Here is a 15,560-nt window from a genome sequence, read left to right on the forward strand (position 1 = left end):
GACCATTCATGACAACCCCCGTGCCCCCGTCGCCGTCCGACACCCCCGACGGGCCCACCGCCGCTCCGGACCCCGTCGTCCCACCCCGGGACTTTCCGATCCGGCGCGGCTGCCCCTTCGCCGCACCGGCGGAGTACGACGTGATGCGCGCCGACGACCCGGTCGCCCGCGTCACCCTGCCGACCAAGCGGGAAGCCTGGGTGGTGACCCGCTACGACGACGTCCGCGAACTGCTCTCCGACCCGCGCGTCAGCGCCGACATCAGCCGCCCCGGCTTCCCCGCGCTCGGCGAGGGCGAGCAGGAGGCCGGGGCCAGGTTCCGGCCCTTCATCCGCACCGACGCGCCCGAACACACCAAGTACCGGCGGATGCTCCTGCCGGTGTTCACCGTGCGCCGGGTCCGGGCGATGCGCCCCGCCGTGCAGGCACGCGTCGACGAGATCCTGGACGGCATGCTGGCCGTCGGCGGCCCGGTGGACTTCGTCTCCGCGTACGCCAATGCCGTCTCCACCTCGGTGATCTGCGAACTGCTCGGCATTCCGGGGAAGAACCTGGAGTTCTTCCGGGACGTCACCCGGGTCTCCGGTTCGCGCCACAGCACCGCCGAACAGGTCTCCGAAGCCCTCGGCGGCCTGTTCACCCTGCTCGCCGAACTGGTCGCCGAGCGACGGGCCGAGCCCCGCGACGACCTGATCTCCCAGCTCGTCACCGACCACCTGACCACCGGCAACGTGACGATGGACCAACTGCTGTCCACCCTGGGCATCACGATCAACGCCGGCCGTGAGACCACCACCAGCATGATCGCCCTGAGCACGCTCCTCCTCCTTGACCGCCCGGAGCTGATGGCGGAACTGCGCCGCGACACCGCCCTGATGCCCGCCGCCGTCGACGAACTCCTGCGCGTCCTGTCCGTCGCCGACTCCATACCGCCGCGCGTCGCCGCCGAGGACATCGAGCTGTCCGGCCGTACCGTGCCGGCCGACGACGGCGTCATCGCCCTCCTCGCCGGGGCCAACCACGACCCCGAGCAGTTCGACGACCCGGAACGGGTCGACTTCCACCGCACGGACAACCACCACGTCGCGTTCGGCCACGGAGTGCACCAGTGCATCGGGCAGCACCTGGCGCGCCTGGAACTGGAGGTCGCCCTGGAGACACTCGTCCGCCGCGTCCCCACGCTCCGCCTCGCGGGGGACCGCGACCAGGTCGCGTTCAAGCACGACTCGGCCACCTTCGGCCTCGAAGAGCTGATGGTGACCTGGTGACCGCCCCTTTCCCGCCGAACGTCCCGGCTCGCTCGGCGCGCGCGGACAGCCCCTGGACCAGGAGGTGGAACGAGGGGCCCGCGTCCCGGCTCACACTGGTCTGCCTGCCTCACGCGGGCGGCAGCGCGGGCTTCTACCGGCCGTGGGCGGCCCTGCTGCCCCCCGAGGTCGAACTCGTCGCCATCCAGTACCCGGGCCGCGAGGACCGCCTCGGCGACCCGGGATGCGCCGACATGGGCGAGCTGGTGACCGCGGTGGCCGACGCCGTCCAGCCGCTGCTCGACCGGCCGTACGCCCTCTTCGGGCACAGCATGGGCTCCGCCGTGGCCTGGGAACTGGCCCACGAGCTGGGACGCCGTGGCGGCCCGGGCCCGCGCCGACTCTTCGCGTCGGGCCGGGCCTCGCCCGCAACCGCGGTGACCGGGCAACTGCACCGCCAGGACGACGACGTCCTGTGCGCGGAACTGGGCCGGCTCGGCGGCACCAGCCGGGAGATCCTCGACGACCCCGGGCTGCGCTCCCTGATCCTCACGGCCGTGCGCCACGACTACCGGATCATCGAGACCTACCTACCTACCTACCGGCCGCCGCTGACCTGCCCGATCCATGTGCTGACGGGCAGCGCCGACCCGGAACTCGGTTCGGAACGCTGCCGGGTCCGGGCCGGCGGCTGGGCGGACCTCACCACCGCCCGTACCGAGGTACGCGCGTTCCCCGGTGACCACTTCTACCTCTCCCCGCGCCGGCGTGAGGTCGTCGCCGCCGTCCTGCGCAGGCTGGACCCCTCCCTGGCCACGGGCGGCGCACGCACCTGGCCGAGCACCCCATGAGCCCCCACCGACCGGCCGACCGCACCCGGCACGCCCAGTGCGCCCCCTCGGCCGCCCCCGCCTGGAGACTGTCGTGATCGACTACTACTCGACCTCAGCCGAGTTCTACGAGCTGGTCGCCACCCGGCACACCGCCAGCAGCGGTCCGCCGCTGACCGGCGTCCTCACGGGCCTGGACACGTCGCACGGACCCGTCCTGGAGATCGGCGCGGGCACCGGACGCGTGACCGAGGTCATCGCCTCCGCGCTGCCCGGGGCGGAGATCCTCGCGGCCGAGCCGTCGGCCACCATGCGAGCCATGCTCACCTCCCGGGTCGCCCGCGACCCGGACCTGCGGCGCCGGGTGACGGTGGTCGACGGCGCCGCCCAGGACCTCGTCCTTCCCGAGCGGCTCTCCGCCGTCGTCATCTTCGGCGTGGCCGGTCATCTCACCGCCCCCGAACGCGTTGCGCTGTGGAAGCGACTCGCGGCCCGCCTGCCGGACGGGGCGCCCATCGTCGTGGAACTGATGGGGGTCGCCTCACCCCGCCACATCCCACCGGTGATGTCGCTGCGGGAGGCCATCGGGCGCCAGACGTACGAGTGGTGGATCGGCGGCGAACCCACCGAGGGCGACGCCATGCGGTTCACCACCACCTGGAAGGTCCTGCGCGAGGGACGCGTCGTGCGCGAGGTCGCCGACAGCTACGACTGGCACACCTTCGACGTCGCCCGGCTGGCCCGCGAGGCCGGCCTGACCAGCCGCCGCATCACCGAGGCGGGCGGCAGGCCCATCCCCGAAATCGGAGTACTCCTCAAGTGAAGTCACAACCATCCGTGCGCGGCCAGGACTCGGTGTCCCGAGACCCGGCAGCCCCCGGCGCGGGCACCGAGTCGCCCCCGCGCCCGCTCCGCGCGATGGCCGAGGCCGTCCGGGGCCGACTGGTCGTCGCCGTCGCCCTCCAGGCCGTAGCGGCACTCGCCGCGGTGGTGCCGTTCATCGCCGTATCCCGGATCGCCGCCCGTCTCACCGACGGATCACCCGCCGACGGTGACGCCCTGTGGCCGCTGGTCACCCTGGCCTGTGCGGCCGGCCTGCTCGCCCTGGCGTGCGGCACCGCGGCCGGCGCTCTCGCCCACCTCGCCGACAACGACCTCCAGCTCTCCCTCCGCCGTCGCCTCACCCGGCACGTCGGGCGGCTGCCGCTCGGTCGGCTCACCGACCGGGGCACCGACGAAGTCAAGCAGGCCGTGCACGACGACGTGAGCGCGCTGCACACGCTGTTCGCCCACACCCTGCTCGATGTCGTCGCCGTCCTCACCGCCCCGGTGCCGGCGCTGGCCTACCTGTTCACGGTCGACTGGCGCCTCGCCCTGGTCGCCGTCGTGCCCCTGCTGCTGGGCGTGTTCCTGTTCAGCCGCGCCATGGCCGGTGCGGCGGCACAGATGGCGGAGTTCGGCGCCGCGCTCGGACGGATCTCCGCCGCTGCCGTGGAGTTCGCGACCGGCATCGCCGTGTTCAAGAGTTTCGGACGGGGACGCAAGGCCCACGAGCGTTTCGTCGGCGCGACCGAGGGCTTCGCCGACTTCTTCTCCCGCTGGGTCCGCTCCACCCTGGTCAGTTCCACCGCCGCCGTGCTGGTGGTCGCCCCGGCCGTCGTCCTGCTGCTGCTGTCCGTGGTGGGTGCGGTGTTCGTCACCCAGGGCTGGATGACCGGCGCGGAACTCGTCCCGTTCCTCCTGCTGGGCCCCGCCGTCGCCGCCCCGATGGGTGTCGTCGGCCCCCGTATCCAGCAGATCCGGGCCGGCCAGGCCGCCGCCGTACGCGTCACGGGGCTGCTGCACACCCCCACGCTCCCCGAGCCCTCGACCCCCGCCCTGCCCGACGGCCACCACGTGTCGATGCGCGGGGTGTCCTTCTCCTACGACGGCCGCACCGACGTGCTCCGCGACGTCGACCTCGACCTCGTGCCCGGCACGGTCACCGCGCTGGTCGGCCCCTCCGGTTCGGGCAAGTCCACCCTGGCGTCACTGTTGCCCCGCTTCCACGACGTCACGGCCGGCACGGTGACCCTCGGCGGCGCCGACGTGCGAGACATCCCCGCCACCGAGCTGTACCGCCGGGTCGGCTTCGTCCTCCAGGACGTACGGCTGCTGCGCGCGAGCGTCGCCGACAACATCCGCCTGGGCCGCCCCGACGCCACCGACGAGGAGGTCGAGCGGTGCGCCCGCGCCGCCCGCATCCACGACCGCGTCATGGCGCTGCCCGACGGCTACTCGACCGGACTCGGCACGGCCGTCGCCTTGTCCGGCGGTGAGGCGCAGCGCCTCTCCATCGCACGGGCGTTGCTCGCCGACGCCCCTGTTCTCGTCCTCGACGAGGCGACCGCCTACGCCGACCCGCACTCCGAGGCACTGATCCAGGACGCCCTGTCCGCCCTCGCGGCCGGCCGCACCCTGCTCGTCATCGCCCACCGGCTGTCGACCGTCCGCTCCGCCGACCGGATCGTGGTGCTGGAGGACGGGCACGTCACCGAACAGGGCCGCCACGACGACCTGCTGGCCGCCGGCGGCCGCTACGCCGCGCTGTGGGAGGCCCAGCGGGCCGCGGGGCCGGCTGAGGCCGGCAACGGGCTCGGCCTCCTGCCCGCCCCTGTGGGCGAGGACCGTGCGGCGGACGACATCCGAGAGGGAAGCGCACGATGATCCGTCAGCTCTACCGCGTTCTGGGGCCCGAGGGCTCCCGTCCGCTGAACCGGCTCCTGGTTCTCCAGTTCGGCGCGGCCGTCCTCCAGGGCGTCGCCTTCGCCCTCCTCGTGCCTGTCCTCAGGGCCCTGCTCGGCAGGGAGCCCGACGACGTCTGGCCCTGGCTGACGGCGTTCGTCGGCTGCGTGCTTGCCCACGCGGCACTCCAGGGCGCGGCCGTCAGCGGCGGATTCACGGTCGGTTCCCAGCTCTCCCGGGTGCTCCACCGCCGCATGGCCGACCAGGCCCTCCGCCTGCCCCTCGGCTGGTTCACGGCGGGCCGCACGGCCGAGTTCAGCCGGCTGGCCGGACAGAACGTCATCCAGGTGATGAGCACACCGGCCCACCTGCTGCGCCCTTTCATCAGCTCACTTCTCACCCCGGCGACGCTGGTGGCCGCCACCTTCTTCTTCGACGTCCGCACCGCCCTGGTCCTGCTGGTCTGCGCGCCCGTGCTCTTCGCCGTCCAGCGGGTGAGCACGTCGCTGATGCGCCGGCTCGACCTCGGCCGCGACGCCGCGATCGGCGAGTCCGCGGACCGGGTCCTGGAGTACGCGCGGAACCAGCCGGTGCTGCGCGCGTTCGGCCGGACCGCGGAGGGCCACAGGGCACTGGACGACGCCTTGGTCGCCGAGGCCCGCGCCGACCGGCGGCTCATCGCGCGGGGTCTGCCCGGACTGGTCTCCTTCAGCTTCGCCACCCGGCTGGTCTTCGCACTGCTGCTCGCGCTGGGCGTCTCCTGGCAACTCGACGGATCGCTCGGCGTGCCCACTCTGCTGGCCCTCCTGGTGCTGTTGGTCCGCCTGATCGACAGCGTGTCGTCCGCCGCCGAGGCCGGCGCGGGGATGCGCATCGCCCGCAACACCCTGGAACGCCTCGGTGCCGTCCTCGACGAACCGCCGTTCCCCCAGCCCGCCGAGCCGAAGAGACCCCGCGACACGAGCGTGGAGTTCACCGGGGTCGGCTTCCGCTACGACAGCGGGTCGGCGGAGGGCGCGGCGGCACGGCCGGTCCTCAACGACGTGACCTTTCGCCTGCCCGAGCGCAGCATGACGGCCCTGGTCGGGCCCTCCGGCGCGGGCAAGACCACGATCGCCGGCCTGCTGGCCCGTTTCCGGGACACCACCGAGGGCACCGTCCGCGTCGGCGGCGTCGACGTCCGCGAGATCGCCCCCGACGACCTGGCAGCCCACGTCGCCCTCGTGTTCCAGGACGTCTACCTCTTCGACGGCACCATCGAGGAGAACGTCCGGATCGCCGCCCCCGACGCGAGCCCCGGCGAACTGGACACGGCGGCGGCCCTGTCCGGGCTCGACCGCGTGATCGAGGAGATGCCCGACGGATGGGCCACGAAGGTGGGGGAGGGCGGCGCGCGACTGTCCGGCGGACAGCGCCAGCGCGTGTCCATCGCCCGCGCTCTGCTCAAGGACGCCCCGATCCTCGTCCTCGACGAGGCCACCGCCGCCCTCGACCAGGAGAACGAGGCACTGTTCGCCGAAGCCGTGCGCACGCTGGCGGAGCGAAAGACCCTCCTGGTCATCGCGCACCGGCTGAGCACCGTCGTGAGAGCCGACCAGATCCTCGTTCTGGAGGACGGCGAGATCGGCGAACGCGGCACCCACGAGGAACTGGTCGCGGCAGGCGGCACGTACGCGGCCTTCTGGGAGCGGCGGGCCCAGGCGCACGGCTGGCGACTGGAGGCGACGCCGTCGTGACCCCACACCCGGCACCAGCGATCGACCGGACACAGCGGCAAAGGAAAGGCAGCGCACGATGACCACCGGAGTCCGGAGCACCTGGGAGACGTGGGCGAGTTCCATACCCCCGCTCACCCGCACGAACACCCGGGAGCCCTGCCCCGACCCGGCGGCGACCGCCACCCGCCTCGCACGGGTGGGACTCGCCGACCAATACATGGTGTACGAGGGGGAGGGCGGCGTCTGGCACTTCGCGGCGGGGTCGGCCGTGAGCATCACCGCCGACGCCGGCGCCCTCACCGCGCAGTCCGCCGGACGGACCTGGACTTCGCGCACCGACCGGAAACCACTGACGACGTTCGCCACCGCCCTGTCCGCCCTGCACGACGCCGGCGGCGAGGCACGCCACTTCTACGGCTGGGCGGCCTTCGAACTCGCCCACCTCCTCCACGCGGACCCGGCAACCGCCGGGGACCAGCCCCTGCTGCACGCGATGATCCCGTCCGTCGAAGTGACCCTCACCGGCGACCGGACGGTGGTCCGCGCGGTGGACGAGGCATGGGCACGCAAGGTCGCCGACCTCCTCGCCGAGCCCCCACGAGGCCGGACCGCTCACGGAGGACCGACGCCGCAGAGCACCGAGGGCGTCATCGCCGTCGGCACCGCCGCCTACGGCCGGGCCGTGTCCCGGACGGTCGCGGACATTCACGCGGGGCTCCTGGAGAAGGCAGTGGTCTCCAGGAAGGTCCCGCTGCCCGCCGAGCCCCGCCCGGACTTCCCATCCACCTACCTCGCGGGCCGCCGGGCCAACACACCGGCACGCTCCTACCTCATGGATCTCGGCGGTTACCGGGCGGCTGGGTTCAGCCCCGAGACCGTGCTGGAGGTCGGGGAGGACGGAGGCGTCAGCACCCAGCCGCTCGCGGGCACCCGCGCGCTCGGCGCCGACCCGGCGGAGAACGAGCGCCTGCGCGCGGAACTGCTCAGTGACCCCAAGGAGATACACGAACACGCCGTGTCCGTCCGTCTCGCCTGGGAGGAGATGGCAGCGGTGTGCCGCCCCGGCTCCGTCGCGGTCGAGGAGTTCATGGCCGTCAGGACCCGCGGATCGGTGCAGCACCTCGCCTCGCGGGTGCGGGGCCGCCTGCGGCCGGACGCCGGACCGTGGGACGCCTTCGCCTCCCTCTTCCCCGCGATCACCGCCACCGGCGTCTCCAAACGCGCCGCGCTCCAGGCCCTGGCCCGCTATGAGCAGGGACCACGGGGGCTGTACGGCGGCGCCGTGTTCCGGGGGAGCACCGAGGGTGCCCTGGACGCCGCCCTCGTGCTGCGTACCCTCATCGGTGCGGGGAATGCGGCGTGGCTGCGGGCCGGCGCCGGGGTCACCGGTCAGTCCAGCCCCGAGCGGGAGATCGAGGAGACCTGCGAAAAACTGCGCAGCGTGGCCCCGTTTCTCAGATTCGCCGGGAACTGAGTCGGCGTCTTCCGAAGACCTGCCGACGCCCTGATCGGCTTGGACCGCGGTGCGGTCCGGGCCGAACAGGACGTCGGGCGGGCCAGGCTCCCGGCGGCCGTACGGTTGCGGAGTGTGCCGTGGGCACGCCGCGGCCACTCCTGACGGCCGCGGCGTGCCCACGGCCGGCCCATCACGACGGCGGTGGAGAGAGATGCCGTGAGCCGGGCCACCGCCATCATCGGCTGCCGCGGTAACGCGATCGAAGGCGTACCGAGACCGGGTCTCAGGCGGGCTGTGGAGCCGTCGTGCGGCTGCCCCACCGTCGGGCACGGTAGGCGCCGGCGACACGGCAGACCACATAGATGCCGAACGAGATGGTGGTGACGTAGGGGCTGATGGGGATGGAACTGCCCAACGCCAGCAGGATGCCACCCTCGATCGAGGCCACGGCGAAGACCACGCTGAGCAGGGGGAGCAGCACCGGCGAGGCAGTGACCCGGGACGCGGCGGCGGCCGGGGTGACGACCAGCGCCAGGACCAGCAGTGCGCCCACGACCTGTACGGAGAGGGCGACCGCGAGCCCGAGTACGATCATGAAGGCGAACGAGAGGCCGCGTACCGGGACTCCTCGCGCCGCGGCCACGTCGGGGTCGGCGCCGGCGAACGTCAGCGGACGCCACATCACCACCAGCGCGGCCAGAACCACCGCGGAGGTTCCGAGCAGCCAGGCCGTCTGCGGGTCGTCCACGGCGACGATCTGGCCGGTGAGCAGGCCGAACTTGTTCGCGGCCCGGCCCTTGTAGAGGGCGAGGAACAGCACGCCGAGGCCCAGGCCGAACGGCATGAGGATGCCGATGGCCGAGTTGCGGTCGCGTGCCCGTGTCCCGAGGAGGGCGATCACGGCGGCCGCGAGCAGGGAGCCCACGATGGAGCCGACGACGATGTTCGTCCCGAGCAGCAGCGCCGCTGAGGCACCGGCGAAGGAGAGTTCGCTGATGCCGTGCACCGCGAAGGGCAGGTCGCGCATGATGACGAACACCCCGGCCAGGCCGCCGATGAGGCCGAGCGCGGCACCGGCGACGAGGGAGTTGCGCACCAGGACGAGGAGTTCGCCGTAGTTCTCGAAGCTGAAGATCTGGTGCCAGCTCCCGTCGGCGAACGTCATGGACGTACTCCTTGCCCCGCGTCGGTGTGGTGGGGCGGGGCGGCCAGGCCGTCGGGTGCGCCGACGACCACGACGCGGCCGCGCACCCGCACGACGTCGACCTGGGTGCGGTAGAGGAGGGACAGTGACTCCGACGTGAGCACCTCGTCCGGTGTTCCGACGCGGTGGCCGCCCGGTGCCAGGTAGAGCACGCGGTCGACGAGGTCGAGCACGGGGTTGATCTCGTGGGTGACGAAGACGACCGCCGTGTCGTGGGAGCGGCGGCGGGCGTCGACCAGTTCGGTGATCGCCCGCTGGTGGTGCAGGTCGAGCGAGGTCAGCGGTTCGTCACAGAGCAGGATGCGGGGGTCGGTGGCCAACGCCTGGCCTATGCGCACGCGTTGGCGTTCGCCGCCGGAGAGCATGCCGAGGGGGACGTCGGCGTAGGCGGCGGCGCCCACCGCCTCCAGCATCTGGTTCACCTGGCGGCGGACGGCGGCCCGGCGCCGCCCCGGTCCGAACCGGTGCCCGTCGACGCCGAAGCGGACCAGGTCGCGGGCGCGCAGGAGCGCCTGGGCGGACAGCTCCGCCTGCTGGGGAACGTAGCCGATGTGCCGGGCGGCCTCGCGAGCGGAGCGGCCGAGGACGTCCAGCGTTCCGGCGGACAGGGGCTGCCGGCCCAGCAGGGCCCGCACGAGGCTGCTCTTGCCCGAGCCGTTCGGCCCGAGCACGGCCAGGAATTCACCCGGCCGTACGTCGAGATCGAGGTCCTGCCACACCGTGCGCTCGCCGTAGGAGAGGGCGGCGCCGCGCAGAGCGATCACCGGGGCGGAGCCGGCGCCCCGGTGATCGGTGTCGCCCCGGCGGGCCTGGGGTACGGGGGCCATGTCGTGCTGCCTCACTTGCCCAGCGCGGTCGCGACCGCGTCGATGTTGGCGGTCATCCAGCCGAGGTAGTCCTTGCCGTCGGGCAGGGTCTCGGTGACGGGGACGACGGGGATGCCCGCTGCCTCGGCCGCGTCCTTGACCTTCTCGGTCTGCGCCCCCGAGGTCTGCGCATTGTAGACGAGCGCCTTGACCTGCTTGCCGCTGTACAGCTTCAGGGTCTCCTGGAGGATCTTCGGGGAGACGTCGTTGCCTTCCTCGATGGCCTCGCTGAACTCGGCGGGCGTCTTGTTCACCAGCCCACTCGCCTCCGTCAGGTACAGCGGGACGGGTTCGGTGATGCCGATGCCTTGGCCGCGGTGTGCCTTCTTGATGTCCGCTTCCTTCGCTTCCAGACCGGCGAGCTTGTCCTTGAAGGTCTCGGCGTTCTTGGTGAAGGCGGCGGCCTCTGCGGGGTCCGCCTTGCCGAGGGCGGCGGCGATCCGGTCGGCGACCTTGGAAACGGTGGGGAAGTCGTACCAGACGTGCTCGTTGAACTCCCCACCGTTGGGGGCGGCCTTGCCGGAGACCTCGACCGCGTTGATCAGCTCGGCGGACGAGTTGTCGCCGCTCTTGAGCATGCGGTCGATGAAGTCGTCATAGCCACCGCCGTTCTCGATGACGACCTTCGCCTTGGAAAGGGCCAGCTGGTTCTGGGTGTTGGCCTCGAAGGAGTGCGGGTCCTGGTCGGGGTCGCTGATGATCGAGGTGACGTCGACCTTGTCGCCGCCTATCTGCTCGGTGATGTCGCCGTAGACGTTGGTGGAGGCGACCACCTTGACCTTCGACGCGGACGTGGCAGCCCGCGCTGTGCTGCCGTCGTGGCCGGAGTCGGACGAGTTGTCGCAGCCCGCCAGCAAAGCCAGGGAAGCGCCGGTGATCAGCGCCAGGCGCCGGGACGGGAACGTGGACATGGGGATCCTCCAGGACTCACGGAAACGAGGTAGGCGCCCCACGCTAGATGAAAATGAATGTCACTACGATCCTCCGGCTTGGGTGATATGAAAATCGTTGCCAAGTCTTGACGTCCGGTGTGGCTAGGGACGCGGGTCCGGCCCGTCGGGCTCTTCCGTGCAGCGGTCGCAGATTCCGGTGAGTTCGACGATGTGCTCGACCTCGGCGAAGCCGGTGGCCGCGGCGACGCCGCCGGCCCAGCGTTCGACGGCCTCCGCCTCCACGGCCAGGCTGAGGCCGCACGTCCGGCAGACGAGGTAGTGGCGGTGGTGTCCGTCCGTGGGGCGGGTTCGGTACAGGCGCTCTCCGGTCTGTTCCCGTACGACGTCCACGTGCCCGTCCCGCTCCAGCATCCGCAGGGTGCGGTACACCGTGGTCAGCCCCACCAGGGCCCCGTCGGCGGCCAGTAGCGCGTGCAGTTCGCGTGCGGACACGAAGTCGCAGCGGTCCAGCAGCGCTTGCAGGACGGCGGCCCGCTGGCGGGTCGACCGCCAGGTCGATGGAAGTGCGCCGGTCGGCACACCGTGCATGACGCCTGCCTTCCGCGGGGCTGGGCAACGATCCACTGTGCAAGGCTAGTTGAAAATGAATTCCATGACTACTTCTCTCCGGGGCCTGAGAGCGCCCTGCTGTGGCGGCGCGGGCCGACAAGGGAACGTACGAGGTGCCCGGCTTCGGCAGCGCTGACGCCCGGCGTCGGCCGCGGCCGACTCAGCCCTGCGGGCCGCACACGCCCAGCACACCGTCCTGCCCCGCCTGGACACGGGTGCCGCCACCACCGCAGACACGCCACCCAGGTGCTGGGCCTCACCGAACGGCTCAAACGGAAAGCCGGGCGGCTCGGCCGGACAGTGCCCTGCGGCGTTTACGACATCGCCGTGAACACCTGCGTGAGGTCCGGTGCCGGGGTCTCGGGGTTCATGGTGCTCATGAGCGGTAGGCGGTGACGGCGACAGCGGGCAGCAGGGCGAGGGAGAGGACGCCGCCGGTGAGGGCGAGGGCCGGATAGCTCGTGGCGGCGACCATGATGCCGGAGGTGATGCCACCGGTGGCGCCGGCGACTGCGATGGAGACGTCGACCAGGCCCTGGGTCTTGGCGCGAGTGGCCAGCGGCACGGTGTCGGTGATGATCGCGGTGCCGGCCACGAGGCCGAGGTTCCAGCCCAGTCCCAGTAGGGCCAGGGCCAGTGCGAGGAACGCGACGGAGTCGCCGGGCGCAACAGCCGCGAGGATGCCGGCGGCCAGCAGGGTGACGGCCGAAGTGGCAGCGACCTTCATCCGGCCGTAGCGGTCGACGAGCCAGCCCGTCAGGGGTGAGGGCAGGTACATGGCGCCGATGTGGATGGCGATGACGAGGCCGGAGGCGGCGGTGCCGTGGCCGTGGTCGTGCATGTGGACCGGCGTCATCGTCATGATCGCGACCATGACGAGCTGGGTGAGGACCATGACAAGCGCGCCGAGAACGACACCTCCGCGGCCGTCCCGCGTGTCCGCGATGCCGGCGGCGGGGGTGCTCGCGGCGTCGGCTTCCTTGGCCTCGGCAACGGCGCGGGCCAGGAGGAGCGGGTCGGGCCGCAGCCAGAGGGCGAGGACGAGTGCGGCCAGCACATAGGCGGCGCCGGAGAGGAAGAAAGGCCCGGCGAGGTTCGGGATGCCGAGGGTTTCGGCGAAGGAGCCGGTCGGGGCGGCGAGGTTGGGGCCGGCCACGCCGCCGAGGGTCGTGGCGACCAGGACGGTGGAGACCGCGCGGGCCCGGTGGCCGGGGGCGGCGAGGTCGGCCCCGGCGTAGCGGGCCTGGAGGTTGGTGGCGGTGCCGGCGCCGTAGACGAACAAGGCGATGAACAGCAGGACCGGATTGTCCAGTACGGCGGCGATGATGACGCCGGCCGAGCCGATGGCTCCGGTGAGGTACCCGGCGGCGAGTCCGGGGCGGCGGCCGCGGGCCTGGGAGACGCGGCCGACCGCGATCGCGGCGAGTGCGGATCCGGCGGTGAACAGGGCGCTGGGCAGTCCGGCGAGGCTGGTGGAGCCGAGCATGTCCTGGGCGAGCAGGGCGCCGACGGTGACGCCGGCGGCGAGACCGGCACCGCTGAGGATCGGTCATGTCTCTCTCCCGGAGCGGCGGTGAGGGGGTGCGGGACCGGTGGGAAGCACGTCGACGGACGCGGTGGTCTCGTCCAGGGGTGCCGGTCTCAGCAGAGGGTCGGTCGTCGTGCACCAGCACCGGCGCCGGGTGAGCAGCACGGCGGGCCGGTGCACGCGAGGTGGGTTCAGAGGGTGTCGAGGGCCTGGGCGAGGTCGGCGGTAAGGCCCGGTCACCGCGTGGCAGCCGCCCTGGTGAGGGCCGCCGTCGCCGTCGCGATGTCCTCGGCCGTCGTCCATCGCCCGAGGGACAGCCGCAGCGCCCCGAGCGCCCGTGCCGGAGTGAAGCCCATGGCGGTCAGTACGGGGGAGGCGGTGTGGGTGCCGCTGTGGCAGGCCGAGCCGGTCGAGGCCGCGATCTGGCCTACGGCGGCGAGGAGTTCGTGTCCGAGGACACCGTCGACGCTGACGTTCAGGGTGTTCGGCAGGCGCTGCTCGTCGGGGCCGTTGAGGTGCACGCGGCCCGGCAGGGCGGCCGCCAGTCGTCGGTGGAGGTCGTCGCGCAGGACCTTGACGCGGGCCGGGACGCCGTCGGCGAGCTCGGCGGCCGAGATCCGGGCGGCCGTGCCGAGAGCGACGGCCAAGGCGACGTTCTCCGTGCCCGCGCGCAGGCCGCGCTCCTGCCCGCCGCCGTAGACGACCGGCTCAAGCTGGACACCGTCGCGCACGTACAGGGCGGCGGCGCCCTTGGGCGCGTACATCTTGTGCCCCACGACCGTCAGCAGGTCGACGCCGAGGGCCCTCACGTCAAGGGGGATCTTCCCCACCGCCTGGGCGGCGTCGCAGTGGAACAGCGCCCCGTGCTCGTGAGCGAGCGCGGCCAGTTCCGCGATCGGCTGGAGGGCGCCGGTCTCGTTGTTCGCCGCCATCACCGACACCAGCACCGTGTCCTCGGTGACGGCTGCGGCCAGGTCGGCAGGCTCGACGAGCCCGCGGCCGTCGACCGGCAGCACGGTCACTCGAACTCCGTGCAGCCGCTCAAGGGCCCGGCACGTCTCCAGGACGGCCGGATGCTCGGTGGCCTGGGTGATCACATGCGCGTGCGGGCGGCCGGAGGCAAGGACGGCCCCTCGCAGGGCGAGCAGGTCGGCTTCGGATCCGGAGCCGGTGAACACGATCTCGCCGGGCCCGGTGCCGATCAGGTCCGCGACCTGGGCGCGGGCCGCGGCGAGCGCCCGCCGCGGCTCCTGGGAGAAGGGGTGGCTGCTGGAGGGGTTGCCGAAGAAGTCGGTCAGGTACGGCAGCATCGCCGCGGCGACTCGCGGGTCGACCGGTGTGGTGGCGTTGTAGTCCAGGTAGACCGGCCCGCCGGTCAGTCCCGGATGGGGCGGGAGACCGCCGCTCGGGCGCGTCACGTCAGGTCCGAGGCGTCGACGGGCAGCTCGGACAGGCGCCACTCCAGCATGCCGTCGTTGAGGCGGATCGCGCGGCGGCCGCGGTCGGCCAGCAGCCGTACGGCGTCGTAGGCCAGGACGCAGTACTCGCCGCGGCAGTAGACGACGATCTCCAGGTCCTCGGGCAGCTCGTTGATCCGGTCGGCGAGCTCGTCGACCGGGATGGAGATGGCGCCGGGGATGTGCCCGGCCCGGTACTCCTCGACCGGTCGTACGTCGAGCACGACGACGTCCCCGGCGGCGATGCGGACCCGCAGCTTCGCACGGCTGACCTCGGCGGCGGTGTCCTCGCCGAGATAGGCGTCCCGCGCGGCGGGCACGGCGGCCTGGCGGGCTGCGGCGACCTTGCGCAGCAGCGCGAACAGCTGGGCGACGTCGTCCCCGGCGAGCCGGTAGTGGATGCGCACGCCCTCGCGGCGGGTGGCGACGAAACCGGCCTGCTTGAGCGTCTGCAGATGCGCGGATGCGGTGGTCAGGGTCAGTCCTGCCGCCTTCGCCAGCGCGTCGACAGTGCGCTCGCCCTGCGCCAGCAGATCCAGCAGTTCCAGGCGCTTTCCGCTGGCCAGCGCCTTGCCGCTGGCCGCGAACGCGTCGTACAGCCGGGCCTTCGTCCCGCTCTTCGTACTCTCCGGCATGGCATCCTCCATAAATCCATGGATCACTGTAGTGAGTCTGGTGGGTGTGGCCACACGCCTCCGTTCCCGAGATCGCGGAGGACGCCGTGGGCTTCGCGGAGCGGACGATCACCTCATACCGTTGGTCGACGAAGGGCTGGGCGACAGCGCCTACCTGGGGTCCGGCCAAGGCGAACCCAAAAGCCGCCATGGGATGATCTTGGTAGGCCGGTAGCGCAGTTCGGGGGGAACGTTCTCGGCCGCGTCGCGCTCGTCGTCCTGGTCGGTTTGATCGGTCAAGGTGCCGAAGGGCCGGCAGGTCGGCCCCTTCGGCGCCGAGCTGGAGGGCGCCGCCCGTGAGGCGGTGCGCGCCCGGGGACGATCGGGTGGCGCGAGAACCTGGGAGATCGAACC

At 72.4% G+C, this 15,560-nt stretch carries 12 protein-coding genes and 1 pseudogene; 6 read left to right on the forward strand and 7 right to left on the reverse strand.

Features of this window, described 5'->3' with window-relative positions; genetic code table 11:
* Window positions 1-8 precede the first annotated feature (8 nt).
* The 6 genes from ACFC09_RS17210 (at window position 9) to ACFC09_RS17235 (ending at window position 7,993) form a co-directional block, all read left to right on the forward strand.
* Window positions 9-1,268 (forward strand): cytochrome P450, encoded by a 1,260-nt coding sequence (locus ACFC09_RS17210; RefSeq protein WP_376528638.1) that lies wholly within the window; start codon window positions 9-11, stop codon window positions 1,266-1,268.
* Complete coding sequence (locus ACFC09_RS17215) at window positions 1,265-2,098, forward strand: thioesterase II family protein (protein ID WP_376528640.1); 834 nt, start codon at window positions 1,265-1,267, stop codon at window positions 2,096-2,098. The genes ACFC09_RS17210 and ACFC09_RS17215 overlap by 4 nt, the downstream gene beginning before the upstream one ends.
* Before the next feature lie 73 nt (window positions 2,099-2,171).
* A complete protein-coding gene (locus tag ACFC09_RS17220; protein WP_376528642.1) occupies window positions 2,172-2,900 on the forward strand; it encodes a class I SAM-dependent methyltransferase in 729 nt (242 codons plus the stop codon).
* Complete coding sequence (locus ACFC09_RS17225) at window positions 2,897-4,783, forward strand: ABC transporter ATP-binding protein (protein WP_376528644.1); 1,887 nt, start codon at window positions 2,897-2,899, stop codon at window positions 4,781-4,783. The genes ACFC09_RS17220 and ACFC09_RS17225 overlap by 4 nt, the downstream gene beginning before the upstream one ends.
* Window positions 4,780-6,537 carry an ABC transporter ATP-binding protein gene (locus ACFC09_RS17230; RefSeq protein WP_376528646.1) on the forward strand — a complete coding sequence of 586 codons (1,758 nt, stop codon included), beginning with the start codon at window positions 4,780-4,782 and terminating at the stop codon, window positions 6,535-6,537. Before ACFC09_RS17225 ends, ACFC09_RS17230 begins: the two co-directional genes overlap by 4 nt.
* Window positions 6,538-6,595: 58 nt before the next feature.
* A complete protein-coding gene (locus ACFC09_RS17235; protein WP_376528648.1) occupies window positions 6,596-7,993 on the forward strand; it encodes a salicylate synthase in 1,398 nt (465 codons plus the stop codon).
* 265 nt (window positions 7,994-8,258) lie between these two features.
* Here ACFC09_RS17235 and ACFC09_RS17240 read toward each other — a convergent pair whose 3' ends face one another.
* The 7 genes and pseudogenes from ACFC09_RS17240 to ACFC09_RS17270 all read right to left on the reverse strand — a co-directional run bounded on the left by ACFC09_RS17240 (window position 8,259) and on the right by ACFC09_RS17270 (window position 15,167).
* Window positions 8,259-9,140, reverse strand: a complete 882-nt coding sequence (locus tag ACFC09_RS17240; protein ID WP_376528650.1) for a metal ABC transporter permease — start codon at window positions 9,138-9,140, stop codon at window positions 8,259-8,261.
* Window positions 9,137-10,006 (reverse strand): metal ABC transporter ATP-binding protein, encoded by an 870-nt coding sequence (locus ACFC09_RS17245; protein WP_376528652.1) that lies wholly within the window; start codon window positions 10,004-10,006, stop codon window positions 9,137-9,139. Before ACFC09_RS17245 ends, ACFC09_RS17240 begins: the two co-directional genes overlap by 4 nt.
* An 11-nt stretch (window positions 10,007-10,017) precedes the next feature.
* On the reverse strand, window positions 10,018-10,956 hold the full coding sequence (locus tag ACFC09_RS17250) for a metal ABC transporter solute-binding protein, Zn/Mn family (protein WP_376528654.1): 939 nt from the start codon (window positions 10,954-10,956) through the stop codon (window positions 10,018-10,020).
* Window positions 10,957-11,079: 123 nt separating this feature from the next.
* On the reverse strand, window positions 11,080-11,526 hold the full coding sequence (locus tag ACFC09_RS17255; RefSeq protein ID WP_376528656.1) for a Fur family transcriptional regulator: 447 nt from the start codon (window positions 11,524-11,526) through the stop codon (window positions 11,080-11,082).
* Window positions 11,527-11,923: 397 nt separating this feature from the next.
* Window positions 11,924-13,093: pseudogene (locus tag ACFC09_RS17260) on the reverse strand (MFS transporter); the annotation flags it as partial.
* A 218-nt stretch (window positions 13,094-13,311) separates the two neighbouring features.
* Window positions 13,312-14,493: a cysteine desulfurase family protein gene (locus ACFC09_RS17265; RefSeq protein ID WP_376528658.1), complete on the reverse strand. Its 1,182-nt coding sequence runs from the start codon at window positions 14,491-14,493 to the stop codon at window positions 13,312-13,314.
* The gene (locus ACFC09_RS17270) at window positions 14,490-15,167 is read right to left on the reverse strand and encodes an ArsR/SmtB family transcription factor (protein ID WP_376528659.1); all 678 of its coding nucleotides are present in this window, start codon (window positions 15,165-15,167) and stop codon (window positions 14,490-14,492) included. Before ACFC09_RS17270 ends, ACFC09_RS17265 begins: the two co-directional genes overlap by 4 nt.
* Window positions 15,168-15,560: the final 393 nt, after the last annotated feature.

It is taken from the genome of Streptomyces sp. NPDC056161 (genome assembly GCF_042268025.1).
Lineage (GTDB): Bacteria > Actinomycetota > Actinomycetes > Streptomycetales > Streptomycetaceae > Streptomyces.